Origin of the sequence: Streptomyces sp. NBC_01351 (genome assembly GCF_036237315.1) — a bacterium.
Classification (GTDB): Bacteria; Actinomycetota; Actinomycetes; order Streptomycetales; family Streptomycetaceae; genus Streptomyces.
The window spans coordinates 3,431,328-3,456,765 of sequence record NZ_CP108356.1; the positions used below are offsets into that span (position 1 = coordinate 3,431,328).

At 70.5% G+C, this 25,438-nt stretch carries 30 protein-coding genes and 1 pseudogene; 22 read left to right on the top strand and 9 right to left on the bottom strand.

The annotated features are described in order from the left end of the window. Positions 1–100: 100 nt before the first annotated feature. Together rfbD and OG625_RS15485 are read right to left on the bottom strand one after the other, a co-directional pair. Positions 101–1,012, bottom strand: coding sequence for a dTDP-4-dehydrorhamnose reductase (gene rfbD, locus OG625_RS15480; protein ID WP_329380689.1), 912 nt, complete (start codon positions 1,010–1,012; stop codon positions 101–103). After that, on the bottom strand, positions 1,009–1,158 hold the full coding sequence (locus OG625_RS15485; protein WP_329380693.1) for a hypothetical protein: 150 nt from the start codon (positions 1,156–1,158) through the stop codon (positions 1,009–1,011). Before OG625_RS15485 ends, rfbD begins: the two co-directional genes overlap by 4 nt. A 90-nt stretch (positions 1,159–1,248) precedes the next feature. Here OG625_RS15485 and rfbA point away from each other — a divergent pair, with 90 nt between their 5' ends. Beyond that, on the top strand, positions 1,249–2,127 hold the full coding sequence (gene rfbA, locus OG625_RS15490; protein WP_329380696.1) for a glucose-1-phosphate thymidylyltransferase RfbA: 879 nt from the start codon (positions 1,249–1,251) through the stop codon (positions 2,125–2,127). Between the two features lie 58 nt (positions 2,128–2,185). On the opposite strand, the gene OG625_RS15495 is transcribed toward rfbA, so the two are convergent. From OG625_RS15495 to OG625_RS15520, 6 genes are all read right to left on the bottom strand, one after another. Further along, positions 2,186–2,551, bottom strand: coding sequence for a hypothetical protein (locus tag OG625_RS15495; protein WP_329380699.1), 366 nt, complete (start codon positions 2,549–2,551; stop codon positions 2,186–2,188). A 201-nt stretch (positions 2,552–2,752) separates the two neighbouring features. Further along, the gene (gene tuf / locus OG625_RS15500; protein WP_329380703.1) at positions 2,753–3,946 is read right to left on the bottom strand and encodes an elongation factor Tu; all 1,194 of its coding nucleotides are present in this window, start codon (positions 3,944–3,946) and stop codon (positions 2,753–2,755) included. Positions 3,947–4,094: 148 nt separating this feature from the next. After that, on the bottom strand, positions 4,095–6,227 hold the full coding sequence (gene fusA, locus OG625_RS15505; protein ID WP_329380706.1) for an elongation factor G: 2,133 nt from the start codon (positions 6,225–6,227) through the stop codon (positions 4,095–4,097). A 39-nt stretch (positions 6,228–6,266) separates the two neighbouring features. Beyond that, on the bottom strand, positions 6,267–6,737 hold the full coding sequence (rpsG, locus tag OG625_RS15510; RefSeq protein WP_007265894.1) for a 30S ribosomal protein S7: 471 nt from the start codon (positions 6,735–6,737) through the stop codon (positions 6,267–6,269). Between the two features lie 2 nt (positions 6,738–6,739). Continuing rightward, positions 6,740–7,111 carry a 30S ribosomal protein S12 gene (gene rpsL, locus OG625_RS15515; protein WP_007265893.1) on the bottom strand — a complete coding sequence of 124 codons (372 nt, stop codon included), beginning with the start codon at positions 7,109–7,111 and terminating at the stop codon, positions 6,740–6,742. A 335-nt stretch (positions 7,112–7,446) separates the two neighbouring features. Further along, positions 7,447–7,920, bottom strand: coding sequence for a helix-turn-helix transcriptional regulator (locus OG625_RS15520; protein WP_329380709.1), 474 nt, complete (start codon positions 7,918–7,920; stop codon positions 7,447–7,449). Between the two features lie 201 nt (positions 7,921–8,121). On the opposite strand from OG625_RS15520, the gene OG625_RS15525 reads away from it, so the two are divergent. The 7 genes from OG625_RS15525 (at position 8,122) to OG625_RS15555 (ending at position 11,684) form a co-directional block, all read left to right on the top strand. Then, positions 8,122–8,520 (top strand): WhiB family transcriptional regulator, encoded by a 399-nt coding sequence (locus OG625_RS15525; protein WP_329380713.1) that lies wholly within the window; start codon positions 8,122–8,124, stop codon positions 8,518–8,520. Further along, positions 8,513–9,223 carry a hypothetical protein gene (locus OG625_RS15530; protein ID WP_329380716.1) on the top strand — a complete coding sequence of 237 codons (711 nt, stop codon included), beginning with the start codon at positions 8,513–8,515 and terminating at the stop codon, positions 9,221–9,223. The genes OG625_RS15525 and OG625_RS15530 overlap by 8 nt, the downstream gene beginning before the upstream one ends. Next, on the top strand, positions 9,223–9,423 hold the full coding sequence (locus tag OG625_RS15535; RefSeq protein ID WP_443067890.1) for a hypothetical protein: 201 nt from the start codon (positions 9,223–9,225) through the stop codon (positions 9,421–9,423). The genes OG625_RS15530 and OG625_RS15535 overlap by 1 nt, the downstream gene beginning before the upstream one ends. A 336-nt stretch (positions 9,424–9,759) precedes the next feature. Continuing rightward, positions 9,760–10,167 (top strand): hypothetical protein, encoded by a 408-nt coding sequence (locus tag OG625_RS15540; RefSeq protein WP_329380722.1) that lies wholly within the window; start codon positions 9,760–9,762, stop codon positions 10,165–10,167. 109 nt (positions 10,168–10,276) lie between these two features. Next, positions 10,277–10,879 carry a phage tail tube protein gene (locus OG625_RS15545; protein WP_329380725.1) on the top strand — a complete coding sequence of 201 codons (603 nt, stop codon included), beginning with the start codon at positions 10,277–10,279 and terminating at the stop codon, positions 10,877–10,879. Between the two features lie 95 nt (positions 10,880–10,974). After that, on the top strand, positions 10,975–11,265 hold the full coding sequence (locus OG625_RS15550) for a hypothetical protein (RefSeq protein ID WP_329380727.1): 291 nt from the start codon (positions 10,975–10,977) through the stop codon (positions 11,263–11,265). A gap of 131 nt (positions 11,266–11,396) precedes the next feature. Further along, on the top strand, positions 11,397–11,684 hold the full coding sequence (locus OG625_RS15555; protein ID WP_443067722.1) for a hypothetical protein: 288 nt from the start codon (positions 11,397–11,399) through the stop codon (positions 11,682–11,684). Positions 11,685–11,709: 25 nt separating this feature from the next. On the opposite strand, the gene OG625_RS15560 is transcribed toward OG625_RS15555, so the two are convergent. Further along, entirely contained in the window at positions 11,710–12,516 is an 807-nt protein-coding gene (locus tag OG625_RS15560) for a hypothetical protein (RefSeq protein WP_329380730.1), read from the bottom strand. Between the two features lie 337 nt (positions 12,517–12,853). Between OG625_RS15560 and OG625_RS15565 the strand changes: the two genes are divergently transcribed. The 14 genes and pseudogenes from OG625_RS15565 to OG625_RS15630 all read left to right on the top strand — a co-directional run bounded on the left by OG625_RS15565 (position 12,854) and on the right by OG625_RS15630 (position 25,316). Then, positions 12,854–13,048 (top strand): hypothetical protein, encoded by a 195-nt coding sequence (locus OG625_RS15565; RefSeq protein WP_329380734.1) that lies wholly within the window; start codon positions 12,854–12,856, stop codon positions 13,046–13,048. Between the two features lie 96 nt (positions 13,049–13,144). Continuing rightward, positions 13,145–14,125, top strand: coding sequence for a hypothetical protein (locus tag OG625_RS15570; protein ID WP_329380737.1), 981 nt, complete (start codon positions 13,145–13,147; stop codon positions 14,123–14,125). 36 nt (positions 14,126–14,161) lie between these two features. Then, entirely contained in the window at positions 14,162–15,361 is a 1,200-nt protein-coding gene (locus tag OG625_RS15575; protein ID WP_329380740.1) for a phage tail protein, read from the top strand. After that, positions 15,358–16,638: a tape-measure protein gene (locus tag OG625_RS15580; protein WP_329380743.1), complete on the top strand. Its 1,281-nt coding sequence runs from the start codon at positions 15,358–15,360 to the stop codon at positions 16,636–16,638. The genes OG625_RS15575 and OG625_RS15580 overlap by 4 nt, the downstream gene beginning before the upstream one ends. Positions 16,639–16,673: 35 nt before the next feature. Continuing rightward, entirely contained in the window at positions 16,674–17,585 is a 912-nt protein-coding gene (locus tag OG625_RS15585; protein WP_329380746.1) for a phage distal tail protein, read from the top strand. A 43-nt stretch (positions 17,586–17,628) separates the two neighbouring features. Continuing rightward, positions 17,629–18,822 (top strand): hypothetical protein, encoded by a 1,194-nt coding sequence (locus tag OG625_RS15590; RefSeq protein ID WP_329380749.1) that lies wholly within the window; start codon positions 17,629–17,631, stop codon positions 18,820–18,822. A 67-nt stretch (positions 18,823–18,889) separates the two neighbouring features. Then, on the top strand, positions 18,890–20,077 hold the full coding sequence (locus OG625_RS15595) for a hypothetical protein (protein ID WP_329380752.1): 1,188 nt from the start codon (positions 18,890–18,892) through the stop codon (positions 20,075–20,077). A gap of 14 nt (positions 20,078–20,091) precedes the next feature. After that, positions 20,092–21,207, top strand: a complete 1,116-nt coding sequence (locus OG625_RS15600) for a hypothetical protein (RefSeq protein WP_329380755.1) — start codon at positions 20,092–20,094, stop codon at positions 21,205–21,207. Continuing rightward, positions 21,204–22,319: a hypothetical protein gene (locus OG625_RS15605; RefSeq protein ID WP_329380758.1), complete on the top strand. Its 1,116-nt coding sequence runs from the start codon at positions 21,204–21,206 to the stop codon at positions 22,317–22,319. The genes OG625_RS15600 and OG625_RS15605 overlap by 4 nt, the downstream gene beginning before the upstream one ends. Further along, entirely contained in the window at positions 22,319–23,035 is a 717-nt protein-coding gene (locus OG625_RS15610; protein WP_329380761.1) for a hypothetical protein, read from the top strand. The genes OG625_RS15605 and OG625_RS15610 overlap by 1 nt, the downstream gene beginning before the upstream one ends. Before the next feature lie 13 nt (positions 23,036–23,048). Beyond that, the gene (locus OG625_RS15615; RefSeq protein WP_329380764.1) at positions 23,049–23,414 is read left to right on the top strand and encodes an ATP-binding protein; all 366 of its coding nucleotides are present in this window, start codon (positions 23,049–23,051) and stop codon (positions 23,412–23,414) included. A gap of 376 nt (positions 23,415–23,790) precedes the next feature. Beyond that, the gene (locus OG625_RS15620) at positions 23,791–24,696 is read left to right on the top strand and encodes a peptidoglycan-binding protein (protein ID WP_329380766.1); all 906 of its coding nucleotides are present in this window, start codon (positions 23,791–23,793) and stop codon (positions 24,694–24,696) included. 51 nt (positions 24,697–24,747) lie between these two features. Then, positions 24,748–24,969, top strand: a pseudogene (locus tag OG625_RS15625) (hypothetical protein); the annotation flags it as partial. Positions 24,970–25,061: 92 nt separating this feature from the next. After that, entirely contained in the window at positions 25,062–25,316 is a 255-nt protein-coding gene (locus OG625_RS15630; protein ID WP_329380768.1) for a hypothetical protein, read from the top strand. Positions 25,317–25,438: the final 122 nt, after the last annotated feature.

Here is a 25,438-nt window from a genome sequence, read left to right on the forward strand (position 1 = left end):
GGACAAGCATATGGCACCTGATGACGCCACCGGGGCCCCCGAGAATGCGGTCCCGGCACGACCGGATGACGTTCGGGTGAAGGTGACCTGCTGCTCCCGCTCAGCCCTGCGAAGGAGATCGCAGCAGGTCAGCGAAGGCCGGTCGGACGATCGCCGCGGCGAGCTGCTCCCGCCAGTCCGCCAGCGGCTCCAGTCCGGCCTCCGCCCAGCGGTCGTGACCAAGGACACTGAACGCCGGACGGACCGCGGGGCGGACGAACGCCGCCGAGCTGGTGGGCCGGATCCGCTCGGGATCGAGGCCGCTCAGCCGGTACGCCTCCCGCGCCAGCCCCATCCAGGTGGTCTGGCCGCTCGCGGTGCCGTGGTAGACCCCGCCGGGGGCGCGGCCCTCCAGGGCGGCCAGGCCGAGCTCGACCAGGCGGCCGGCCAGTACGTAGGACCAGGTGGGCTGCCCGTGCTGGTCGTCGACCACGTCGAGGGTGTCCCGCTGGGCGGCCAGCTTCAGCATCGTGGCGACGAAGTTCGGGCCGTGCTCGCCGTACATCCACGCGGTGCGGACCACGTAGCCGTCCTTCGGCAGCAGCTCCGCGACGGCGTGCTCGCCGATCAGCTTGCTGCGCCCGTAGGCGTTGACCGGGCCGGTCGCGGCGTCCTCGTCGTACGGGTGATCGGCGTCGCCGGGCAGCACGTAGTCGGTGGAGACGTGCAGCAGGCGCGCTCCGGCGTCGCCGCAGGCCTCGGCGAGGATGCGTACGCCGGTGCCGTTGACGGCGGTGGCGGCCGCCTCGGCGGTCTCGGCGCCGTCCACATCGGTCCAGGCGGCGCAGTTCACCACGACGGCGATGCCCTCGACGGCGGCGCGGACGGCAGCGGGGTCGGTGACGTCGAGATCGGGATGTCCGAGGCCGATGGCCTCGATGCCCGCATCGCCGAGCACGGTCAGGACGTCCCTGCCGAGCATTCCAGCGGCTCCGGTGACGAGCCAGCGCCCCGCGCCGGGGTCGGCCCTCATCCCCGCACAGCCGGATCGGCCTTGACGTGGACCGTGGCGAGGGTGTGACCGGGGTGGCCGGCAACCGTCGCGAAATCCGTGCCGAGCCGGTTGCGGACGAATCCTGATCCGATGACGCCGGCGCCGCCGGTCACGAGGATGCGCATAATACGAGGAGTCTAGAGGAGACTGGCGGACCCCGGAATGGCGTGTCACGAGCCAGGCTCCCCCGCACCCCTCTCCCTTAGGTCATCCCCATGCGCGGAATCCTCCTGGCCGGCGGCACCGGATCGCGGCTCTGGCCGCTCACCCGGGCGGTCTCGAAGCAGCTGCTGCCCGTCTTCGACAAGCCGATGATCTACTACCCGCTCTCCACCCTGGTCATGGCCGGGATCAGCGAGATCCTGATCATCACCACCCCGGACGACCGCGAGCAGTTCGAGCGGCTCCTCGGCGACGGCTCGCAGTTCGGCCTGCGTCTGGAGTACGCCGTCCAGGAGCGTCCGGAAGGCATCGCCCAGGCGTTCGTCCTCGGTGCCGACTTCATCGGCGACGAGTCCGTCGCGCTGATCCTCGGCGACAACATCTTCCACGGCAGCGGCCTCGGCACCCGCCTCGCGCGGCACACCGGCGCCAAGGGCGGCCGGGTGTTCGCGTACCCGGTGGCGGACCCGACCGCGTACGGCGTCGTCGAGTTCGACGGGCAGGGCCAGGCCATCTCCATCGAGGAGAAGCCGGTCAGGCCCAGGTCCCGCTACGCGGTGCCGGGCCTGTACTTCTACGACAACCGCGTCGTCGAGATCGCCCGGGGCCTTACGCCCAGCGCCCGCGGCGAGCTGGAGATCACCGCCGTCAACGACGCCTACCTCCAGGCCGGCGAGCTGAACGTGACCATCCTCGACCGGGGTACCGCCTGGCTCGACACCGGCACCTTCGTCTCGATGGTGCAGGCCTCCGAGTTCGTCCGCGTGATCGAGGAGCGCCAGGGTCTCAAGATCGGCTGCGTCGAGGAGGCGGCCTGGCGGGCCGGCCTGATCGACTCCGCGCAGCTGCGCGCGCTGGCCGAGCCGCTGACGAAGAGCGGCTACGGCGACTACCTCCTGCAGCTGCTCGACGAGTCGCTCCCCGCGAGCTGACCGGCCGCCGTGCGAGTGGAGGGCCGCATCCCGTGCGCACGGGGCGGCCCTCTTCTCGTCAGTGGACGACGGAGAAGCTCCGCCACGGGAGGCTGCCGGGGGCCGTCACGTTCGACATGTTGGTCGCGACGTAGATCCCCTCGGCCCGGTCCGTCTTCTGGCAGTTCGGCGTCCGGTACATGACCACGTCGACCAGGCTGCCGTTCTCCACGTGGGCCGCGCCGCGCGGGAGCAGGATCTTGTGGCAGCCCTGCACGGGGGTGTTCGAGTACGTGACCTCGACCGGGGAGTCGTGGGCGCGGAAGGTGAGCGTGCCCACGGTGGTCTTGCCCGCCGAGCAGGCCGTGGCCGTGGCCGTGAGCAGCAGCGCCGTCCCGGTGATGACGCCGATGCGCCGGAGCCTGCCGCCTCCGTGTTCAAACATGACTCGGTCCTCGTCTGTGCGGTGAAGTCTGCCCTTGACCGCAGCCTCGCGCGCCGCGCCCCGGGAGGCATCCGCTGCGCACCCGAAAGAGGGACGGCCCCCGCACGCCGAAGGGCCCCGCCCCACCGCCGAAGCGGTGGGACGGGGCCCTTCAGTGCAACTTGGTGCCCGCCTGAGCGAGCTACCAGGTCAGAACACGAATTACTTCGTGATCTTGGTGACCTGGCCGGCGCCCACGGTACGACCACCCTCACGGATGGCGAACTTCAGGCCCTCCTCCATGGCGATCGGCTGGATCAGCGCGACCGACATCTCGGTGTTGTCGCCCGGCATGACCATCTCCGTGCCGGCCGGCAGGGTGACGACACCCGTGACGTCCGTGGTACGGAAGTAGAACTGCGGGCGGTAGTTGTTGAAGAACGGGGTGTGACGGCCACCCTCGTCCTTCGACAGGATGTAGGCCTGGGCCTCGAACTCGGTGTGCGGCGTGACCGAACCGGGCTTGATGATGACCTGGCCGCGCTCGACGTCCTCGCGCTTGATGCCACGGAGGAGCAGACCGACGTTCTCGCCCGCCTGGCCCTCGTCGAGGAGCTTGCGGAACATCTCGATGCCGGTGACCGTGGTGGTGGTCTTCTGCTCCTTGATACCGATGATGTCCACGGTCTCGTTGACCTTGAGGACACCACGCTCGATACGGCCGGTGACGACCGTACCGCGACCGGTGATCGTGAAGACGTCCTCGACGGGCATGAGGAACGGCATCTCGGTGTCACGCGGCGGGGTCGGGATCGCCTCGTCGACGGCGTCCATCAGGCCGAGGAGCTTGTCGCCCCACTCCTTGTCGCCCTCGAGCGCCTTCAGCGCGGAGACGCGGACGACCGGAAGGTCGTCGCCCGGGAACTCGTACTCGGAGAGCAGCTCACGGACCTCGAGCTCGACGAGCTCCAGGATCTCCTCGTCGTCCACCATGTCGGCCTTGTTCAGGGCGACAACGATGTACGGAACGCCGACCTGGCGGGCCAGGAGCACGTGCTCCTTGGTCTGCGGCATCGGGCCGTCGGTGGCGGCGACGACGAGGATCGCGCCGTCCATCTGCGCGGCACCGGTGATCATGTTCTTGATGTAGTCCGCGTGACCCGGGCAGTCGACGTGGGCGTAGTGACGCGCCTCGGTCTGGTACTCGACGTGCGCGATCGAGATGGTGATACCGCGCTGGCGCTCCTCAGGAGCCTTGTCGATCTGATCGAAGGCCGAAGCCGCGTTCAGGTCCGGGTACTTGTCGTGCAGCACCTTGGTAATGGCGGCCGTGAGGGTCGTCTTACCGTGGTCAATGTGACCGATGGTGCCGATGTTGACGTGCGGCTTAGTCCGCTCGAACTTCGCCTTCGCCACGGGGGTCCTCCTGAGAGTGGTTCTGTACGCCTTACAGATCGGCGCCAGGTGATCTTTGCTGGATAGCCGGTTCCCCCGGGGCAACGGGAGGTGACTCCTGTTGCCCCAGAGGCTCCGGTGGCAAGCCTAAAGCGTGAACTCCGAAGAGTTACTCGCCCTTGGCCTTCGCGATGATCTCCTCGGCGACGTTCCGGGGAACCTCGGCGTAGGAGTCGAACTGCATCGAGTAGCTGGCGCGACCCGAGGTCTTGCTGCGGAGGTCTCCGACGTAGCCGAACATCTCCGAAAGCGGCACGAGGCCCTTCACGACGCGAGCGCCGTGACGCTCCTCCATGGCCTGGATCTGGCCACGGCGGGAGTTGATGTCGCCGATGACGTCACCCATGTAGTCCTCGGGCGTGGTGACCTCTACGGCCATCATCGGCTCAAGGAGCACGGGAGAAGCCTTGCGCGCGGCCTCCTTGAAGGCCTGCGAACCGGCGATCTTGAACGCGAGCTCGGAGGAGTCGACCTCGTGGTAGCCACCGTCGAGAAGAATGACGCGGACGCCGGTCATCTCGTAGCCCGCCAGGATGCCGAACTGCATGGCTTCCTGCGCACCCGCGTCGACCGAAGGGATGTACTCCTTCGGGATGCGGCCACCGGTGACCTTGTTCACGAACTCGTACGCCGGACCGTCGGTCTCGGTGATGGGCTCGATCGCGATCTGCACCTTGGCGAACTGACCGGTACCACCGGTCTGCTTCTTGTGGGTGTAGTCGTGACGCTCGACGCCCTTGCGGATCGTCTCGCGGTACGCGACCTGCGGCTTGCCGACGTTGGCCTCGACCTTGAACTCGCGCTTCATACGGTCGACCAGCACCTCGAGGTGCAGCTCGCCCATACCGCCGAGGATGGTCTGGCCCGTCTCCTCGTCCGAGTGAACGTGGAAGGAGGGGTCCTCCTCCGCGAGACGCTGGATGGCGACACCCAGCTTCTCCTGGTCACCCTTGGACTTGGGCTCGATGGCGACCTGAATGACCGGGGCCGGGAAGTCCATGGACTCCAGGATGACCGGGTTCTTGTCGTCACACAGCGTCTCACCGGTGGTGGTCTGCTTCAGGCCCATGACGGCGACGATGTCACCGGCGCCCACCGCGGCGATCTCTTCACGCTTGTTGGCGTGCATGCGGTAGATCTTGCCGATGCGCTCCTTCTTGCCCTTGACGGAGTTCAGCACCGCAGTGCCGGCCTCCAGGCGGCCCGAGTAAACCCGGACGAAGGTGAGCTTGCCGAGGTGCGGGTCGCTCATGATCTTGAACGCCAGCGCCGCGAGCGGCTCCTCGTCGGAAGGCTTGCGCTTCACGACGACCTCGGCGTCGCGGACGTCGTGGCCTTCGATGGCCTCGATGTCCAGCGGCGACGGCAGGTAGCGGACGACGGCGTCGAGCAGGGGCTGAACGCCCTTGTTCTTGAACGCCGTGCCACAGAACACCGCGGTGATCGTGGGCTCGCCCTTGCCCTTGCCGGAGCCGAGGATGATGCGACGGACGGCGGCGTGCAGCTGCTCGACGGAGGGCTCGTTGCCCTCCAGGAACAGCTCCATGATCTCGTCGTCGTTCTCGGCGACGGTCTCGACCAGCTTGCCGCGCCACTCTTCAGCAGCCTCGGTGTGCGTGGCCGGGATGTCGACGATGTCGTACATCTCGCCCTTGGTCGCCTCGGCGGACCAGACGAACGCCTTCATGGTGACCAGGTCGACAACGCCCTGGAAGTCCATCTCGGCGCCGATGGGGAGCTGCATGACGATCGGAACCGCACCGAGGCGGTCCTTGATCATGTCGACGCAGCGGTGGAACTCGGCGCCGGTGCGGTCGAGCTTGTTGACGAAGCAGATACGCGGCACGCCGTAGCGGTCCGCCTGACGCCAGACAGTCTCGGACTGCGGCTCTACGCCGGCCACACCGTCGAAGACGGTGACGGCGCCGTCGAGGACGCGGAGCGAACGCTCCACCTCGACGGTGAAGTCGACGTGACCCGGGGTGTCGATGATGTTGATCGTGTGGTCAACGTCTTCGAGGGGCCAGTGGCAGGTCGTCGCGGCAGACGTGATGGTGATACCACGCTCCTGCTCCTGCTCCATCCAGTCCATCGTGGCAGCGCCGTCGTGGACTTCACCGATCTTGTAAGACACACCGGTGTAGAACAGGATGCGCTCGGTGGTGGTCGTCTTGCCCGCGTCGATGTGGGCCATGATCCCGATGTTGCGGACCTTGGCCAGGTCAAGCGAAGTGGTAGCCATAAGGCTTCGGTCTTCTCTCGGTCTCGATGTGGGGTGGGACTACCAGCGGTAGTGCGCGAAGGCCTTGTTGGACTCGGCCATCTTGTGCGTGTCCTCGCGCTTCTTGACGGCAGCGCCAAGACCGTTGGAGGCGTCGAGCAGCTCGTTCATGAGGCGCTCGGTCATGGTCTTCTCACGACGGGCGCGGGAGTAACCCACGAGCCAGCGGAGGGCCAGGGTCGACTGGCGACCCGGCTTGACCTCGACGGGGACCTGGTAGGTCGCGCCACCGACACGGCGGGACTTGACCTCGAGGGACGGCTTGACGTTCTCCAGCGCGCGCTTCAGCGTGATGACCGGGTCGTTGCCGGTCTTCTCGCGGAGGCCTTCCATGGCGCCGTAAACGATGCGCTCGGCGGTGGAGCGCTTGCCGTTCAGGAGGATCTTGTTGATGAGCGAGGTCACCAGAGGAGATGCGTAGACCGGGTCGATGATGACCGGGCGCTTCGGGGCGGGGCCCTTACGAGGCATTCTTACTTCTCCTTCTTGGCGCCGTAGCGGCTGCGGGCCTGCTTGCGGTTCTTGACAGCCTGGGTGTCAAGCGCACCGCGGATGATCTTGTAACGAACACCCGGCAGGTCCTTCACACGGCCACCACGCACGAGCACGATCGAGTGCTCCTGCAGGTTGTGTCCCTCACCCGGAATGTAAGCGGTGACCTCGATGCCAGAGGTCAGACGCACACGCGCGACCTTGCGCAGCGCCGAGTTCGGCTTCTTCGGGGTGGTCGTGAACACACGCGTGCAGACGCCGCGACGCTGGGGCGAAGCCTCAAGCGCGGGGGTCTTTGTCTTCTCGACCTTGTCCTGCCGGCCCTTACGGACCAGCTGCTGGATCGTAGGCACTACTTCTCCGGTTTCTGTGTGCCGTTAGTGAAGCTAACCTGGAACATTTGCCGACCCACGCGGTCGGGTGTGTCGGATCCTGCACGCCTTCACCGAAGTGAAAGAGGGCGCGGATCGCGGTGTGGTCTTCTCGGCTCACCGCGGGGTCTCAAGCACACGCGGGAGCCCAGGGCACACCCCAGGCACAAGGTCAGAGCGTACCTACCTCACAGAGGTAGGTCAAAACAAATGCCCAGCACGAAAACACACCGGGCGCAAGCCGGACGCAGCGGCCGGTTCCGCCCGACCTCCGCCCGCGGTACCGCGCCCTGCGTGTGGCGCCTCGCGGCGTCGCGTCAGTCCCGGGCCCGGCGGCGGGCCTCGGCGGCGGCCGGTACGTCGGCGGGGGCCTCGGCGGGAACCTCGCCCGGGGCCGCGTCGGGCTCCAGGAACTGGCTGACCACCTTGACGAAGACCTCGCGGCGGGCCTCGGGGACGCCGAGCCACTGGGCGAAGTCCTCGATGGTGGGCCGGCGGCCGCCGGGGGGCAGGTCCTGCGAGGTCAGCGGGAGTTCCTCGGGGGCCACCCGGCCGGAGCGGATCAGCATGTCGCGCACCGAGACTCCGAGCAGCGGGGCGATCCGGCGCATGGTCTCCAGGTCGGGCATGCTCTGGCGCTGGAGCAGCCGGGTGACGGCGGCACGGTGCACCCCGGCCTCGTCCGCGATCCTCGACTTGCCGCCGCCTCGCGGGCTGTCGATGTCGTACCCGCGCTGCCGCATCAGGGTTTCCACCCAGGCCGCGAACGCGTCCAGTTCGAGAGTGCTCATATGCCGCTCCTCAGTCCGCAATCCGCAGTCCGCACCATGACAACACACTTTAACGTGCTTGCGCGCACGGAATTACGTCTTCCACGAATCCATCACATACGGAGCTAGGGGCTGCCCCAGGCGGTCTTGATTGCGCGCTCGCACGCAACGTGTCACAGTGGCTCCGCCGTGAGCCACGGCCGTCACACCCGCGGAGTCGCCATGCCCCTTGCCCCGTCCCCAGTCCACCCGACCGCCGGATCCACGCCCGCGTCGACCGCCGCGTCGCCCGTCGCGTCCGCCGCAGTGCCCGTTGCCGCGTCCACCGCCGCGCGGGTCGACGCGCCCACCGCCGTGCCGGTCGCCGCCTCGCCCGCCGTGCCCTGGCCGTGGCAGGACTCCGCCGCCTGCGCCGGCCTCCCGCCCGCCGTCGTCTTCACCAAGCGGGCCAAGGTCGCGGCCCCCGCCCTGCGCGCCTGCGCCGTCTGCCCCGTCCGGCGCGAGTGCGAGCAGGCCGTCGCACCGGCCCAGAGCTGGTTCGACGGGGTCTGCGGCGGCCGCCTGTGGCGCAACGGCCGGCCCGCCGCCCTCGCCTCGTCCTCCGGGAGCCCCCGTGTCTGACCGCAGCACCGGCCACACCGCCCTGTGGATCGCCTCGCTGATCCGCCACTTCCCCGAACTGTGCGAGGAGCTGGCCCCCGGCCGCGCCGCCCCCTCCTCCTTCCACGTGCCCGCCCCCCGCACCCCGCGCGACGACGAGCTCGTCCGCGAGGAGCGGCGCGAGGCGCTGCTTCTCCAGCAGCGCCACGGCCTGGCGGTCCCCGGCCACGGCTCCGCCCCGGTCCGGCTGCACGTGTCCGACACCATCCGGGACATCACCGACGGCGTGGTCGAGCTGGAAGAGGCCGTGTGCGCCCGGCTCGGCATCCCGCGGCCCCGCCGCGCGCCGGTGCCGGAGCGGCTGCGGCGCCTCGCCGGGCTGCTGGCCGAGATCGAGGCGCAGCCCGTCCTGGCACGGCACGTGCGCGACGAGACCCGCCGGATGGCCCGCCGCTGCGCCCGCGTGCTCGGCGACACCGAGCAGGTGGTGCGGGTCTCGGGGCGCTGCCCCTGGTGCGACTCCGTCTCGCTGCGCGCCTTCCCCGACCGCCGTGCCGTGCTGTGCGTGAACCCGGCCTGCCGGTGCACCGCCGAGGACTGCGGCTGCCACGACGATCCCGCCTACCGCCACCTGTGGCCCGAGACCGAGTGGGCCACGCTGGCCGCCGAATCGGGCTGCCGCACCGAGGAACTCGACTCCGCGATGGAAGGCACCCCGCAGTGATCTCCTCCTTCTCCCCGCTCCCCTCCCTGATCCCCGGCCCGGTGGCCGCCCACGAAGCCGGGGTCGCCCCGGCCACCATCCGCAAGTGGGTCCAGTTGGGCCGGCTCACGGCGGCGGGCAAGGCGGGGCGCGCGCAGCTGTTCCGGCTGGAGGACGTGTTCGCCGCCGAGCGCGCCGCCAGCCGGCGCCTCCCCGCCTGACCCCGCGCCACCCGCACCCAGTGCCCGGTACCGCCCGTACATACGAACGCCGGATGCCCGGTCTCCCCCGTGGAGGCCGGGCATCCGGCGTTCGTGCGTACGAGGGGGCGCGCGTGGGACCCGTACGGAAAGAGCCGCGCGGGCAGCTCGTAAGAACCGACCGCCCGAACTTGTTGCGCGCGCGCACGCAACGTGTCACAGTTGGTGCAGCGGCAGAGCTGCGCCCGCAGGACGGGCGGCGGCCGGCCGCTCCCCCCGCCGGGCGGTGCCCGTCCCCCGCCCCCCCTTCGGGCACCGCCCGGCATCCCCGCCACCCACCAGCTGAGGTGATCCGTCGTGACCACTCCCCCGAGTGCCTTCCCCGACGTCGAGGCCCTGGTCGTCGACGTCCTCAAGGCCGACCCCGCGCTGTCCGCGGCCACCGTCGCCGTGGAGCCGCCCGCCGGCTTCAACGGCACGCAGGCGGCCGTCCTGGTCAACCGCCGCGGCGGCGCCTGGACAGGTGACCTGCACGTCGACATGCCGCTGATCGAGCTGGAGGTGTACGGCCCGAGCAAGGCGGCCGCCCACACCCTGGCCAACGCCGCGCGCCGCGCCCTGCTCGCCACCCTCGGCAAGCGGGTCGGCGTGAACACCTTCACCGACGTCGTCGAGTACGACGGCCCGCGCTGGCTGCCCGACTACCTCTACACCGCGGCCAACCGCTACACCTGCGTGCTCCAGGTGTCCCTGAGCGTCTTCTGACGCCCCCACAGACCAAGGCCCTGCCGTCCGGCGGGGCCTTTGCCGTACCCGGACCCGGACACCCCCGCGGTCCGGTGCGGCAGACCTCTATATAAGGAGAAGCATCACCATGGCAGGAAACTCGTCCGAGATCCGCGTCGCCGGTAGCGGCCGCCTCTTCGTCGCCGCCGCCGGTACGGCCCTTCCGACCGCCTTCACCGGTGCTCCGGACACCGACTGGGGCGCCAACTGGAAGGACCTCGGCTACACCACCGCCGACGGCGTCACCTTCTCCAAGAAGGACAAGCTGGAGCCGGTCGACTCGTGGCAGGCCGTCAGCCCGGTCCACTTCACGTACTCCGACCGGGACCTGTCCCTGAAGTTCTCGCTGCTCCAGTTCAACGAGCTGACGCTGCCGTTCTTCATGGGCGGTGGCGCGGTGGCCGACGAGGCGACCCCGTCCAACGGCATCTACCGCTACGACATCGCCGACTCCCCGAAGGCGGACACCCGCGCCCTCGGCATGGAGTTCACCGACACCAAGGCGAGCAACGGCACCGTCGTGACCTACCGCTTCTACATCCCGCGCGGCCAGGTCACCGCCTCCGACGACATCAAGCTGGCCCGCAAGTCGGCCTCCACGCTGGGCGTCACCTTCACCGCCCTGCACTCGGGCGACGACAAGCCGCTGGCCAGCTTCATCATGAAGGACAGCGCGTACGCCGCCGGCTGATCCAGCCCTTGACGGGGGCGGGGCGGCCCACCCGGCCGCCCCGCCCCCACCCCTTCTTCTTCGCATTTCCCTTCACCCAGAGGAGACCCATCACCATGGCAGGCTTCGACGTCAACGCGGCCCGCGCCCAGCGCCAGGAAGCGCTCGGGCGCACCTGGTCCTTCGAGCTGGACGGCGAGACGTACACCCTTCCCACCGAACTTTCCCGCGCCGCGGCCAAGAGCCTGCGCAAGCTGGACGACAACGACGTGGACGGTCTGCTGCGACTCCTCCTGGGTGAGAAGCAGTTCACGCGCTTCGAGCAGCACGACGTCACGATGCAGGACATCGCCGCGATCCTCGAGGCCTACGGCAAGGAGTCCGGGCTCGGCCTGGGGGAAGGCTGAGCCTCGTCGAGTTCGTCGACGAACACGCCGAGGCCCTCGAAGCGGACCTGCTCCGCTACTACGGCAAGGACCTTCTCGACTGGCACCGCGGGGAGCTCTCCTCGCGGCGCCTCCAGGTCCTGATCAAGCACATGCCGCGGGACAGCGCCGTCAACCGGGAGCTGTTCGGTGAGGCCGCCGACTGGTCTGTGACCGATCACCTGCTGGCGGCGACCGTGGACCATCTGGCGGCCGCCAACTGGATGTTCTCCGTCGTCAACGCGGCGGAGGACTCCGACCAGCCGGATGCTCCGGAGCCGGTGCCGAGGCCGGACGGGAAGCCGTACGGCAGCTCGGACGACCTGGACTCGGAGTCGGGGGAGGCGCCGGGCACGACCGACGCCGTGTCCCCGGAAACCCTGGTCCGCTTCTTCGGCTGACCGACGACCGGGCTTTGCGGCCGGGTCAGCGGCTCTTCTCGGGGACCTCGGGGCGGCTCGCGCCGCCCCGGGTCTCCATTTCCGTCGCCAGAGCCCGAGCCCTGGCGGCCAGGCTCCGCCGTTCCGGTTCCCCTGTCGTCCCCGGCCCGTCCGCCGGGTAGTCGGCGGGGGTGCCTTGCGGACGGGGCTGCACGGGTACGGATTTCAGCGGCGGCACTATGGGCCGCCCGTTGCGCCGTACGACCTTCCGGCTCGCCGGGGGCGTGCGCCGCTCGCGCGCGTCCGCGCTCGCGCGGGAGGCGACGGGCTGCGCGAGCGGCTCTGAGCCCCGTGCCTCCTCGGGCTCGGGCGCGGCCTCGACCACGCCCTCGACCGCGGCTGCGGCCTCAGCCCCTACCGCGGCTTCCACCTCACCTCTGGCATCACCCGCGGCATCGCCCCCGACCACGTCCTCGGACCGCCGGTCCAGGATCTCCTGGGCACGGCGCATCCGCTCCTCGGTCTCCACCACCAGGGGCGACGGTTCGAGCAGCGTGGCGAACGGCAGCCGGATCACGGTGGCGCCATCGCCCTTGGCGGCGGTACGCCGGGCAGCCGTGTCCGTGCCACGGCCGCCGCCGGCAGCGTAGGCGTCGGCGACCCGCTTCTCGTACTCGCGGCGGATGCGCGGCAGTTCCTCGGACATGGCCTCGGCCCATCCGGCGGTGAAGGCGGCCGTCTCGCGGCGGTCGATCTCGGACCGCGGGATCAGGACGAGGTCCTCGGGTGCGTAGCCCGCCGCATGGACGAGTTCCGACAGGCGGGCGAACAGATGGGGCAGGTCAGGGGCCATTTCAAGCCAGTCAATGGCATGGTCACGCCTTCTGGCGCCCGTTTCCCTGTCCATGCGTCAGCACTGCCTTCCCGCCCCCGGGCTCCCCTCACGCCCCGAGTGACCCACGTTTTCCTGGGCGGGGGAGCAATGATCAAGCCTACCGCCTCGTCCGGAAACTCCCTGTTCGTTGTGCCGACCGTCACGGACGGGACGCGCCGAGGGAGCTTTCCAGCTCGACAAACATCGAACGAATGTTCCAGACTCTCTTCGCACACTCGTTCGACCACTGGTGCCCCCGCTCCCGATCCGCGGCGCCACCACACAGCAAGGGCAAGCAACTGGAAGGCAGGCGTCCATGACCCAGCAGGCCGAGGGATCACCGCAGTTCACGCTCCACGACCGCCTCAGCCAGCTCCTGGACGGACCCGCCCCCCTCGACAAGAGGGCGCTCCTCGGCTCCCTGTACGCGGAGATCACCACCCGTGAGACCCGCGCGTACACCGCCGGCTGGAACGACGCCCTCGCCGAGTCGCGGCGCCCCACGCAGTAGCCCCAGCCCTTCCTACGACCGAGCCCCCGCCGATGTTCGACCGGCGGGGGCTTCTCGGCGCTTGGCCCAACCAGCCGAAAGCGGAGGAAGACCCCCATGGCAATCGAAGACCCCCAGCCTTCACGGGTGATAGGCCCACCACCCGAGCCGCCCAAGCCGGGAGATAAACCACCCACACCCAAGCAACTGCTCGATCTCTACCTCCAGAACCCGCCGGACCTCGTCAAGCATCTGGGCGCGGCGAACCTCGTCACGAATGTCAGCCTGGCCGCACTCCTGGAGCCCATCGCCAAGGACATCAAGGAAATCCGCGGCGAGGTAGTAAACCCCTTCTTGGTGGAGATGCTGAAGCAACTCCGCCTCGAAGGAGCCGCCAACGCGCTCAAGAAGAGCCCCATCTACGAGGACAACCCGGATTGGTTGTGGTGGGTGGGTACCGGCATCGCCGGAATCATCGTCACCATCCTCGCCGCCCGCTTCATCGCCAAGCTCCCCGCCAGGATCGTCGGCGCCGCAAACGCCGCCGGGGACCTGACGCCGGAGCAGGTGCAGAACCTCCGCACCGAGCTCGACCTGACCAACCCGGCCCTGGCCGACTTCGTCAAGGAAGTGAGGCGGCTCCCCCGCGCCAAGGAACTGGCCGCCCGGGCGAAGGCCATCGGCACGCTCAACACGGCCGTGGCGAACCAGAACAACGGCGCGGTCGAGGCGGCCGCCGAAGCCATCCGCAAGCTCAAGACCGCCCTCAGGAACTTCGACCACAAGAAGATCCCCCGGGACCACGCGGCGCTGACGAAGACCGCCGACGCTCTCGACAAGCTGCGACTGGCGATCGGCCGACTGAAGCTCGATGACGTGAGGAACGCGACCTCGGCCCTGCTGCGCCTCAAGCTCGTCATCAGGAACCTCAAGCCCGAGAACATCCCCAAGTCGGGCGACATGCGCGCCGCCGCCAAGGCCGCCAACAGCCTCGACAAAGCCGCCCGCAATCTCAGGGGCTCCCTCACCCCGCTGGGTCCCGCGCTGCGGGGTGTCAGCACGGCCGCCGCGGCCACCGCCGGCGCCCTCGGCGCCTGATCCGCAGCCCCCACCCACAAAGGAGGTGTAACCACCATGTCTCTCGCGAGTTCCACCAAGCGCGCCTCGGACGCCCTGCGCAATCTCAAGACGCAGGCGTCCGGCGCCGCAGCCCCCGTCAAACGGGTCGGCGACGCCAGCCGCGGCGCTTCCGGCCAGCTCAAGACGCTCCGCACGAACGCCCAGGGCTCCACCGGCCAGCTCAAGAGCCTCAAGACCGCCGCCGACCAGGCCGAGCGGGCCATGTCCAAGGCCGGGCAGACCGGTCAGCGGGCCGGCACGCAGCTCGGCCGGTTCAAGACCGGCGCCGACCGGGCCGCCCAGGGCCAGGACAGGCTCAACAAGTCCATGCGGGGCAACTTCCTCGCCCGACTGCTCGAACTGTTCATGCCGCTCATCGAGAAGATCGTCGAAATGGCGATGCGCTCGAAGACCATGCAGGCCGTGATCCGGACCGCGTTCGGCGCCATCAGGAACGTGATCTCCGCGGTCATCAAGGCCATCGGCCCGATCATCCGCGGCGCCGGAAACCTGATCAAGTCGGTCTGGAACAGCGTCAAGAACGCCGTCATGCCGATCGTCAGGGCCATCGGCAGCGCCGTGTCGTCCGCGTTCAACGGCATCAAGTCGGTCATCGGCACCGTCATGAACGCCGTCCGCTCGGTCATCAGCAGCGTCTGGAACGGCATCAAGGGCATCATCATGCCGGTGGTCGACTGGATCAGGTCGGCCGTCCCCAACGCGTTCAACGCCGTCAAGGACCGGATGTCCAGCGCCTGGAACGGGCTCAAGGGCATCGCGTCCGGCGCCTTCGGCGCCATCGTCGGAGCGGTCAAGTCCCCGATCAACTCCGTCATCGGCCTGATCAACTCGATGATCAGCCGGATCAACCGGATCCGCGTCAGCGTCCCCGGCTGGGTCCCCTTCGTCGGCGGCAAGAGCTTCGGCGTCAGTCTGCCGAACATCCCCATGCTCGCCACCGGCGGTGTGGTCATGCCACGCAGCGGCGGTGTCCCGGCGATCCTCGCCGAGGCCGGCGAGGCCGAAGCCGTCCTGCCGCTGTCCAAGCTCGACCGTCTGCTGTCCCGTACGGCCGCCCGCGCCCGGATGACCTCCGCCGCCCCGGGCTCCGGTGAGGGTTCGGCCCTGCACATCGAGCACTACTACGCCGCGCAGAACACCGACCCGCAGCGCACGGCCGACGCGCTGATGTACCTGGCGAAGGCGCGCGGATGAGTGCGGCCGTCGTCGCGAACCCCTTCGCCCGCCTCACGAGGTCGATGGGCGGTGTCCGTACCCACGCCGTGGCGGCCACGCGGAACGCCCGCCAGGTCACCTCGTCGCTGAAGCAGATCGGCTCGACGGCGAAGAAGGCCGCCACCGACGCGACAGGGCTCGCGTCGGCGGCCTCCCCGGCCGGCAAGGTCCTCTCGACGCTGAAGACCCAGGCCACCGCCGCCGCGACCTCCGCGACCAAGGTCGGCCGCTCCGCGACCCTCGCGTCCACCGGCACCAAGCGGGTCGACTCCGGCGCCCGCGGGGTCGTGGCCTCGCTGCGGAAGCTGGGCGGGAAGACCGGCGGGGTCCTGGCGATCATCGGCGCCCTGCTCCCGGCCATCGGGATCGTCTCCACGCTCATGAGCACCTTCGGGATCGCCATGACCGTGGGCGCCGTCGTGATGACCGCGGTCAACGTGGCCATGCGGGCCAACCCGATCGGCTTCCTGCTCGGCATCCTGATCCCGCTCGGCGCCTGGCTGATCGAGCTCGCCATGAACTCCGAGACCGGCCAGCGCCTCATCGAGCAGACGTTCACCGTGGTCCTGGGCGTGTTCGAGGAGTACCTGAAGGTCCTCATCCCGGTGCTCGCGTTCGTCGGCTCGATCGTGGCCTCGTACTTCAAGGGGTACTTCGGCGTCATCACGTCGGTACTGGGCGGTCTGCGCGGAGCCGTCAACGGCTTCTCCCAGACCGGCAGCACCGCCCGCTCGGCCACCAGTGCGCTGCGCGGCATCGCGTCCGGCGCCTTCAACGCGATCATGGCCCCGATCCGCCCGGTGATCAACTTCCTGACCGACAGCCTCCCCGGCGCCTTCGGCCGCGTCAGCGGCGCCCTGTCCGGCTCGCTCGGCGGCATCGGCCGCATGGTGACCACCGGTATGCAGGCCGTGCTCGCCGTGGTCACCGGCCCGTTCAACGGCATCATCGCCTTCGCCAACTGGATCATCGACGGCCTGGAGGACCTCAGCTTCGAGCTCCTCGGCAAGAAGTTCGGCGTCGATCTCGACAAGATCCCGATGCTCGCCGAGGGCGGTGTCGTCTGGCCGATGTCCATGGGCTCGGCCCCTCGGATCAACCCCGTCTCCGACCTCGACCACCGTCGCGTCACCCCCGCCGACCCGCATTCCCTGAACAAGGGCCCCCACCGCGTACGGGTCTACCGGGAGGCAGCCGGCGCGGGCCCCCGATCCACCGCCGAGGACCTGCTCTTCCTCGCCGCCGCCCACGCATGAAACAGAACCCCCTGAGAGCGAGGTGACGGCCCGCCATGGCCGAGACCACCACAACCGCATACACCGCCGACCACGCACCCGGCTCACTCATCACCCAGGACGGGCAGATGCAGTGGGCCGGTCTGCTTATGGGCCCCGGCACCCCGTTCACCATCGACAAGTCGGGCCTGACCGGCTGGGAGGACCTGCCGGAGTACGACAGCTCCGACGCCGAACGCCCCACGGGGCACGGCGCCTGGCCCGGTGCCCGCTACGCCAAGCCCCGCAAGATCGGCGGCACGGTGTGGATGCTGCCCGAGCGCGGCGCCTCGCTGGCCACCGTACGGATCCTGCGCCAGGCGATGAACCTGGGTGACGAGGAGCGCTGGCTGGCGGTACGGCTGCACGGCGAGGTCCTGGCCGTGCGGGCCAGGATCAGCCAGCGGGTGCTGCCCGCCGACCGGGTGTACGCCACCCAGGGCGCGGCCAAGGCCGCCGTCCAGTGGACGGCGACCGATCCGCGCCGCTACCTGACCAGCGAGCAGAGCACCATCGTCCCGGCGCCGGAGCCGGAGAGCGGCCTCGTCTGGCCGCTGGTCTGGCCCCTCAACTGGGGCCAGGCCGCCAAGACCGGCGACGCCGGGGCCGAGAACACCGGCTCCGCCCCCACCCATCCGGTGATCACCTTCCGCGGCCCGTGCGGCACCCCCTCGGTGACCGAGCGGACCACCCGCCGCCGCCTGCGCTACGCCATCGACCTGACGGCCGGCGACCAGCTGGTGGTCGACACCCTGGCCGGCACGGTCACCCTCAACGGCACCGCATCGCGCCGCCACACGGCCACCGCGGACAGCAGCCCCGAGGAGCTGTTCGCCTTCGAGCCGGGCGTCGCCGAGCTGTCGTTCCGCCCGGACAGCGCCGAAGAGGGCGCCTCGATGACCGTCAGCTGGCGCAGCGCGGACTGGTAGCCGGGCCCGTGCCCCTCCCCGCCCTTCACGAGAGGAACGCTCCATGACCGTCCGGGCAGCCTGGCTCACCCCCACCGGCCAGACCCGCGAGGACACCCGCATCGCGCTGTCCGCACTGCTCACTCCCAATGGCCAGCTCGACGCCAACATCCCGCTGAAGTCCCGGGGCGGCGTCGTCCCCGGCGGCCTCACGCTCACCGCGGTCTCCGCCATGCAGTGCTCCATCGGCACCGGGCGGGCCGTCATCCAGGGCGACACCAACCAGGGCGCCTACATGGTCGCCGTCACCGTGCCGGAGAGCCTGACCCTCGCGGACGGCGATCCCCAGCTGGACCGGATCGACCTGATCGAGCTGGTCGTACTGGACGACGCGTACGACGGCAGCGGCAAGACCGAGGCCCTGGTGCGCCTGGTCAAGGGCACCCCGGCGGCCGTACCGGTGGCCCCGGCCACCCCCTCCGGCACCGCCATCCCGCTGTACTCGATCAAGGTCAAGGCCGGTACCTCCGCGGGCAACGGCGGCGTCACCTGGTCCGAGGCCGTCAGTCTGCGGTACCCGACGGTCGCGCTCGGCGGCATCGTCCCGGCCGACGGGTTCAAGGGCGCGTACGTGGGCCAGTACCGCGACGCCGGCGGCAAGTTCCAGCGCTGGGACGGCGCCACCTGGGTGTCGTACGCGCCGGAGGTCGGCGGCATCGCCCCGGCGGGCAAGCTGACGACGGGCACGTACGTCGGCCAGTACCGGGACGGCGCCGCCGGTGTGCTGCAGCGCTGGGACGGGACCACCTGGCAGTACGCGGAGGGCCGCACCGCGGTCCTTTTCAGCGCCTCCCAGACCGCGATGCAGTCCATCCCGTCCTCCAGCACGAGCGGCTGGTACGCCGTCACCCTGCAGACCGTCGACATCGACGACCTGACCGGCTGGAACGGCAACGACACCTACACCGTGCCGCGCACCGGCTGGTGGCGGGTGTCCGGGCAGGTGGTCTTCTCCGCCGACTCGACCACCGGCTCCCGCGGCGCCCGCCTGATGGTCGCCGGCGCCGGGATCCCCCGCGCCACCTGGCTCGTCGGCGCCGGCCCCGGCGCCACCGCCGTCGGCGGCCAGGCGCTGGTCAAGCTGACCGCCGGCCAGACCCTCCAGCTGCACGCCCACCAGAACAGCGGGGCCGCCGTCCGCACCTTCGGCGGTTCGGGTTACGCCTGCTCGCTCGCCGCCGAGTGGATCAGGTCCTGACGGGCGGTCGCCGCCCGTCCCTCCCCCGCCGCCTTCCCCTTCCCCTTCCCGGAAACGGAGTCATTCGATGAACCTGCGCGCCAGCTGGGTCGCACAGACCGGCCAGACCCGCGAGGACACCCGCCTCACCCAGATCGGGGCCACCACCCCGGTCGACCCGATCCGGGCCCGCTCGGGCATCCTGCCCGGCTCGTACACCGGCCAGCACCGGGTCTCCGGCTTCTGGCTGGAGGGCAAGTCCGCCATGGCCGCCACCCTCTACAACGGCCGGGCCGTCGTCCAGGGCCTGCACCCGCAGGGCGTCTACCCGCTGGCCATGATCGAGGACGCCGTCCTCACCTTCGCCGACGGCGACGCCCAGGCCGGCCGCATCGACCTGGTCTGCCTGCGCGTCTACGACGGCTCCTACGACTCCTCCAACAAGTGGCAGGCCGTCGCCGAGGTCGTCCAGGGCACCCCGTCCGCCACCCCGGTGGCGCCGCCGACCCCGCCGCTCTCCCTCGCGCTGTACACCGTCTCCGTCCCGGCCGGCACCAGCGCCGGCAAGGGCGGCATCAACTGGGGCAACGCCCTCACCGACCTCCGCGTCCCCGTCGTGTCCCTCGGCGGGATCCTGCCGGTGCTGGGCGAGGTCATCCCCGGCGCCTACCCGGGCCAGTACCAGGACGTCTCCGGCGGCGCGCTCCAGCGCTGGGACGGCAGCGCCTGGGTCTCGTACCCCTCGGCGCTCGGCGGCATCGCCCCCAAGGGCACCCTGACCACCGCCAGTTACGTCGGCCAGTACCGGGACACCCCGCAGCGGGTGCTGCAGCGCTGGAACGGCACGGCCTGGCAGCCTGCGTTCCCGGCGCCGATCTTCGTGGAGAGCCGCGACGCGGGTACCACCACCTCGACGACGTACACCGAGACGCTCCAGGGCACCGCCGTCACCGCGGTGAAGACCACCTTCAACGCCCCGACCTCGGGGTCGGTCCTGCTGAACTTCGGTGCCCGGACGACCAACGCCGCCAACAACGCCGCCTACGGCTACACCAGCGTGAAGGTCACCCAGGGCGCGACCGTGATCTGGGAGCCGGACGACGAACGGTCCGCGCTGCACGGCGGCGACAGGCCGTCCTCCGTCTCCACCATGCTCCGGCTCGCCTCACTGACCGGGGACGCCCCGTACACGGTGACCGTGATGCACCGCACGAGCACGGCGGGCGTGACGACGTACTTCGACAACATCTTCCTGCGCATCGACGCGCTGTTCTGAGTCTGGAGCACTCGATGAACCTTCGTACCGCCTGGCTCCCCGTCACCGGCCAGACCCGCTCCGACACCCGCGTCGCCTCCCTCGGCGCCCTCACCCCCACCTCGCCCGTCGCCACCCGGTCCGGGATCCTGCCCGGCTCCAGCGACGGCAAGTGGCGGATCTCCGGATTCACCGTCACCGGCACCACCGCGATGACCGCGACCGTCTACCCGGGCCGCGGCGTCATCCAGGGCACCGACTCCCAGGGCGCCTACCCGGTCGCCCTCACCCAGCCCGTGCCCCTGGCGTTCGCCGACGGCCACGCCCAGTTCGGCCGGATCGACCTCATCGTGGTGCGCGTCTACGACGACGAGTACGACGCCTCCGGCCGTACCGAGGCCGTCGTGGAGGTCGTCCGGGGCACCCCGACCGCTACCCCGGTCGCCCCCGCGGCCCCGGCGCTCTCCCTCCCGCTGTACACGGTCACCGTCCCGGCCGGCACCAGCGCGGGCAACGGCGGCATCAACTGGAACAACGCCCTGACCGGCCTGCGGAACGCCACCGTGGCCATCGGCGGCATCCTGCCCGTCACCACGGACACCGCCATCGGCGCCTACCCGGGCCAGTACCGCGACAACTCGGGCACCCTGGAGCGCTGGGACGGCACAGCCTGGATGCCCTACCCGGCGAAGCCCGCATGGCAGAACTGGACGCCGGTGTGGACCACCTTCACCGGCAACGCCACGCCCTCCTTCGGCAATGCGGAGATCACGGCCCGCTACATCCAGCAGGGCCCGACCGTGCACATGAACTTCTCCATCATGTTCGGTACCACCACCACCTTCGGTACCGGGGGCAATGCCGGCGACAACTGGCGGTTCACCCTGCCGGTCAAGGCCCTCTCCGCGACCCGGTGCGTCGGCTTCGCCGAGCTGTGGCCGGCCACGAGCCCGATGAACCGGGTCATGGCCCGGATCCGCAACACCTCGACCACCTTCTTCGAGCTGGAGATCTCCTCCGGCATGCCGAACGGCGAGACCATCACCAACAGCGGCATCACGGACGCCGTCAGCCCGTGGGGGCCGGGCACGGCCTGGGCCGCCGGCGCAAGCATCCACGGCAGCGCCACCTACGAGGCGGCCACCCAGTGAGCGCCCAGACCCCCTACCGCGCGATCTTCTGCGATCTGCGCACCGACCGGACCATCGACATCCTGCCCCTGCGGGACGTCTCCATCGACGACTACATCGGCAAGCCCGGCGCCCTGTCCGGCACCATCCCGGTGCCGGACTCCGCCATCGCCACCCGCGTCGCCCGCATCGAGGAGGGCCGCACCGCGGTCTACCTGGAGCGCGGCGGCGACCTGTGGTGGGGCGGGATCATCTGGACCAGCACCCTGCAGAGCAGCGAGCGGGGCGTGGTCAGCCTCTCCATCCAGGCCGCGACCTTCGACTCGTACGCCGGCCGGCGCCGCATCCGCGACAAGATCTCCTACCCGGCTCCCGGCATCGACCAGCTTGCACTCGCCCGCGAGCTGTGGCGCAAGCTTCAGTCCGAGGAGACCCGGCTGGGCGGCAACATCGGTGTCACGTACGGGACGGAGACGTCCACCACGCTGCGGACGGGCTCGTGGCGGGACGGCGACGAGATCCTCTACTCCGAGGCGCTCGAGTCGCTGGCCACCGCGGAGAACGGCTTCGAGCACTACATCTCCGTCTTCCGCGACCCGGCGTCCGGGACCCGCACCCGCCAGCTGCGGCTCGGCAGCCCGCGCATCCACACGGGCGTCACCGATCTCGTACTGGACCGCCCCGGCGCGATCCTCTCGTACTCCTTCCCCCGCGACGCCACTCGCGGCGGCACCACCGCCCGGGCCCGCGGCGCCTCGTCCAACAACAACCAGGCCGAGGAGTCGAGGCCGAAGTTCTCGAAGGAACTGATCGACACGGACCTGATCAAGGGCGGCTGGCCGCTGATCGACCTGTCGACGGACCACAACGAGGCCTTCGACGAGACCACCCTGGACTCCCTCGCCAAGGCCGAACTGGCCCGGGCCCGGGGCGCGGTGATCATCCCTGCGATCACCATCCGGCTGGGCGATGTCGTACCCCCGACGCTGCTCGGCCGGACCGTCCGCATCCGGATCACCGACGAGTGGTTCTCGCAGGGGCTCGACGCCCGCTACCGGATCATCGGCGTCAAGGTCACCCCGCCGGAGCGGGGCCGTCCGGACACCGCCGAGCTCTACCTTGAGGAGGTCTGATGCCCCAGCTGCCCGAGGACATCATCGACCGGCTGACCGCGATGGAACGCCGGATCCAGCAGCTGTCCACGGCCGTCAACACCCGCCCCGCGCTGAACACCATCTCGGGCGGCGAGGTCAAGATCAGCGACGGCGGCTCCCTGTCCGTCGTCGAACCCGTCAACGGCACCAAGATCCTCGGCGTCGGCGCCTGGTCCCCGACCGAGTACGGCCTGGAGATCAAGCGCAAGAGCGGCAAGACCGTGCTGAGCGTGCGCAACGTCGTCACCGGCGACTACGACCAGGCCTTCCGCGTCTTCGACTCGTTCAACAACGAGATCCTCGCCGACGACGTGGTCACCGGCGGCCTCGCCCGCCCCTGGCTGTCCATGCTGCCGCCGCAGGACACCAGCACCACCCGCTGGCCGCAGACCAACGCGACCGGCTGGACCACCGTCGCCCGCTCGTTCAACCCGCTCTGGCAGCCCAAGATGCGGCTCTACTGCCTCACGGCGGCGGCCGCCGGGGTCACCGGCAAGATCCGGGTCCTCGTCGACGGCGAGACGTGGGGCCCCGAGGTCACCACCCCGACGGTCTTCGACAACACAGGCAAGGTCGTCCCGGACTTCAACGCCCGGTTCGGCAGCGTGGTCAAGATCGAGATCCAGGCGATGGTCACGGCCGGCACGGGCCTCGTCTACGTCCAGCCGATGATGCACTACGGCACCCAAAGCTAGGGAGGAGAAACCCATGAACATCGACCCGACCCTGCCCTGGGGCATCGCCATCGACTACGCGGGCCGCGCGACCGTCATCGAGGACGGCCACACCATCCAGGTCCGCGTGTACGACGCCGGCCTCGGCGGCACCCTCGAACCGGACCCGGTCAGCGGCTACCCGGCGGTGTACGTCACCGCCCAGTTCACCGAGAACGGCGACCTCGGCGCCCAGCTCCGCGGCTCCGGCCAGGTGATCCTCAACCCGCCGCCCACGGGCCCGGTCCTCCCCGACCAGACGGCGGTCGCCGAAGCGGTCGCAGCGTCCCTGGCGGACTTCGGGTCCCGCGTAGCGGCGTACACCACCCTCTGCTCCACGTTCACCCCCACAACCCCGTAGCCATACCCAGCCCCGCCAGGGCATACGCAGCCCCGCCGGCGTTTGAGGCGCGGGGCCCGGGCCGAAGCCCCAGCAGCGACTCCGCGCCCAACCCCCACGCACACCACCCGGGCCGCACCTCCACTCCCGCCGAGCCACAATCCAGCCCCGCCGGCGTTTGAGGCGCGGGGCCCGGGGCGGAGCCCCAGCAGCGGCGCCGCACCCACCCACCACGCCGCCCCAAAACCCAGCCCCGCCGGCGTTTGAGGCGCGGGGCCCGGGGCGGAGCCCCGGCAGCGGCGCCGCACCCACCCACCGGCCCCGCACCCACCCGCACGGCAAACCCACAGCCCCGAGCCCCCCCGGCCGGGGCTTCCGCATGCCCGAAGGAGACACCATGGCCACCCCACTCAGCGCCGACACCCTCCTCAACGCGCTCCGCGCAGAAGGCGTCCGCATCCAGGAACACCCCGGCTGGCGCACCCACAACCGCAACCACAAGGGCGCCTGGGGCCCCGTCAACGGCATCGTGATCCACCACACCGTCAGCACCGGCTCCGCCTCCAGCGTGGCCCTCTGCCGCGACGGCTACTCCGAGCTCCCCGGCCCGCTCTGCCACGGCGTGATCGACAAGGCCGGCATCGTCCACCTGATCGGCCACGGCCGCACCAACCACGCCGGTCTCGGCGACGGCGACGTCCTCGACGCCGTCGCCGCCGAGACCACCCTCCCCGCCCCCCGCCGCAACGACACCGACGGAAACGCCCACTTCTACGGCTTCGAGTGCGTCAACCTCGGCAACGGCAGCGACCCCTGGCCGGACGCCCAGCTCGACGCCATCGAGCGCGCCTCCGCCGCCCTGTGCCGCGCACACGGCTGGCAGGCCGCCTCCGTGATCGGCCACAAGGAGTGGACCGGCACCAAGGTCGACCCGCGCGGCTTCACGATGGAGTCGATGCGCGCCCGCATCAAGGCCCGCCTCGGCGGCGCCCCGGGCAGCGACGCCCCGAGCGGCGGCGGCACCACCACCCCGCCCTCCCCCTCGGCCCCGCGCTACCAGCCCTTCCCGGGCGCCGGCTTCTTCACCGCCTCCCCGAACTCCCCGATCGTGACCGCCATGGGCCACCGCCTGGTCGCCGAGGGCTGCTCGGCCTACTCGGTCGGCCCCGGCCCCCGCTGGTCGGAGGCCGACCGCCGTTCGTACGCCCGCTGGCAGCAGAAGCTCGGCTTCAGCGGCTCCGACGCCGACGGCTGGCCGGGCCGCACCTCCTGGGACGCCCTGAAGGTCCCGCACTCCGGCTGACCCCCACGCAGCTGACCCCCACGCACCACCGCACCACGAAAGAAGGCCCCCATGTCCGACGCCGCCAAGCGCACCCTCCGCACCATCGTCCAGACCGCCCTGGCCATCGCCGTACTCCTGCCCGCCGTCGTCGACGCCTCCGGCGTCCCCGCCACGCTCCCCTGGGTGGCCGCCGCCCTCGCCGCGGCCGGCGCCCTCGCCCGGGTGATGGCCGTACCCGGCGTCCAGGCCGTACTGCCCGGCTGGCTGCGCACGGAATGGCCGTACGACAGGGACCGCGCGCTCCTGGCCCTCATCACCAGCGAAGCCCACGCCACCCGCGCCGACCGCGCCGACCACGCGACCCGCGAGGAAGGCGACCACGCATGACCGACCCCGATCCGCTCTCCGTCGCCGTGGAGCTGGAACGGCTGCGCGGAACCATGGAAGCCGGCTTCGCCCGCGTCGACGGTTCGCTCGCGCTGCTCGTGCAGCGCAGCGACCAGACGGACCGGCAGCTCGCCGACCACGAGACCCGCCTCGACGCCCTGGAGCGCTCGCGCTGGCCACTCGCCAGTGTGACGGCGCTCGCGGCCGTCTCCGCGGTGGTCGTGACCGCCTGGCAGATCAGCGGCCAGTAGCCGCCGCCTCCGCGCACCGCGTCCGCACCTGCGCACAGCGGCTCCGCGCACCGCCTCCGCGCACCGGGGCGGCCCGTCCGGCCGGGCCGCCCCACCCCGGCGACCTAAACTGGCGGCTTGCC

Bases quoted from the DNA above. Each gene is read 5' to 3' on its own strand.
- OG625_RS15555 (WP_443067722.1), top strand. From the start codon at position 11,397: ATGCCGCGGGACAGCGCCGTCAACCGGGAGCTGTTCGGTGAGGCCGCC.
- fusA (WP_329380706.1), bottom strand. From the start codon at position 6,227: ATGGCTACCACTTCGCTTGACCTGGCCAAGGTCCGCAACATCGGGATC.
- OG625_RS15590 (WP_329380749.1), top strand. From the start codon at position 17,629: ATGACCGTCCGGGCAGCCTGGCTCACCCCCACCGGCCAGACCCGCGAG.
- rpsG (WP_007265894.1), bottom strand. From the start codon at position 6,737: ATGCCTCGTAAGGGCCCCGCCCCGAAGCGCCCGGTCATCATCGACCCG.
- OG625_RS15545 (WP_329380725.1), top strand. From the start codon at position 10,277: ATGGCAGGAAACTCGTCCGAGATCCGCGTCGCCGGTAGCGGCCGCCTC.
- OG625_RS15610 (WP_329380761.1), top strand. From the start codon at position 22,319: ATGCCCCAGCTGCCCGAGGACATCATCGACCGGCTGACCGCGATGGAA.
- OG625_RS15580 (WP_329380743.1), top strand. From the start codon at position 15,358: ATGAGTGCGGCCGTCGTCGCGAACCCCTTCGCCCGCCTCACGAGGTCG.
- rfbA (WP_329380696.1), top strand. From the start codon at position 1,249: ATGCGCGGAATCCTCCTGGCCGGCGGCACCGGATCGCGGCTCTGGCCG.
- OG625_RS15585 (WP_329380746.1), top strand. From the start codon at position 16,674: ATGGCCGAGACCACCACAACCGCATACACCGCCGACCACGCACCCGGC.
- OG625_RS15485 (WP_329380693.1), bottom strand. From the start codon at position 1,158: ATGCGCATCCTCGTGACCGGCGGCGCCGGCGTCATCGGATCAGGATTC.
- OG625_RS15550 (WP_329380727.1), top strand. From the start codon at position 10,975: ATGGCAGGCTTCGACGTCAACGCGGCCCGCGCCCAGCGCCAGGAAGCG.
- OG625_RS15520 (WP_329380709.1), bottom strand. From the start codon at position 7,920: ATGAGCACTCTCGAACTGGACGCGTTCGCGGCCTGGGTGGAAACCCTG.
- OG625_RS15570 (WP_329380737.1), top strand. From the start codon at position 13,145: ATGGCAATCGAAGACCCCCAGCCTTCACGGGTGATAGGCCCACCACCC.
- OG625_RS15600 (WP_329380755.1), top strand. From the start codon at position 20,092: ATGAACCTTCGTACCGCCTGGCTCCCCGTCACCGGCCAGACCCGCTCC.
- OG625_RS15525 (WP_329380713.1), top strand. From the start codon at position 8,122: ATGCCCCTTGCCCCGTCCCCAGTCCACCCGACCGCCGGATCCACGCCC.
- OG625_RS15615 (WP_329380764.1), top strand. From the start codon at position 23,049: ATGAACATCGACCCGACCCTGCCCTGGGGCATCGCCATCGACTACGCG.
- OG625_RS15495 (WP_329380699.1), bottom strand. From the start codon at position 2,551: ATGTTTGAACACGGAGGCGGCAGGCTCCGGCGCATCGGCGTCATCACC.
- OG625_RS15630 (WP_329380768.1), top strand. From the start codon at position 25,062: ATGACCGACCCCGATCCGCTCTCCGTCGCCGTGGAGCTGGAACGGCTG.
- OG625_RS15595 (WP_329380752.1), top strand. From the start codon at position 18,890: ATGAACCTGCGCGCCAGCTGGGTCGCACAGACCGGCCAGACCCGCGAG.
- OG625_RS15565 (WP_329380734.1), top strand. From the start codon at position 12,854: ATGACCCAGCAGGCCGAGGGATCACCGCAGTTCACGCTCCACGACCGC.
- rfbD (WP_329380689.1), bottom strand. From the start codon at position 1,012: ATGAGGGCCGACCCCGGCGCGGGGCGCTGGCTCGTCACCGGAGCCGCT.
- OG625_RS15620 (WP_329380766.1), top strand. From the start codon at position 23,791: ATGGCCACCCCACTCAGCGCCGACACCCTCCTCAACGCGCTCCGCGCA.
- OG625_RS15575 (WP_329380740.1), top strand. From the start codon at position 14,162: ATGTCTCTCGCGAGTTCCACCAAGCGCGCCTCGGACGCCCTGCGCAAT.
- OG625_RS15560 (WP_329380730.1), bottom strand. From the start codon at position 12,516: ATGGCCCCTGACCTGCCCCATCTGTTCGCCCGCCTGTCGGAACTCGTC.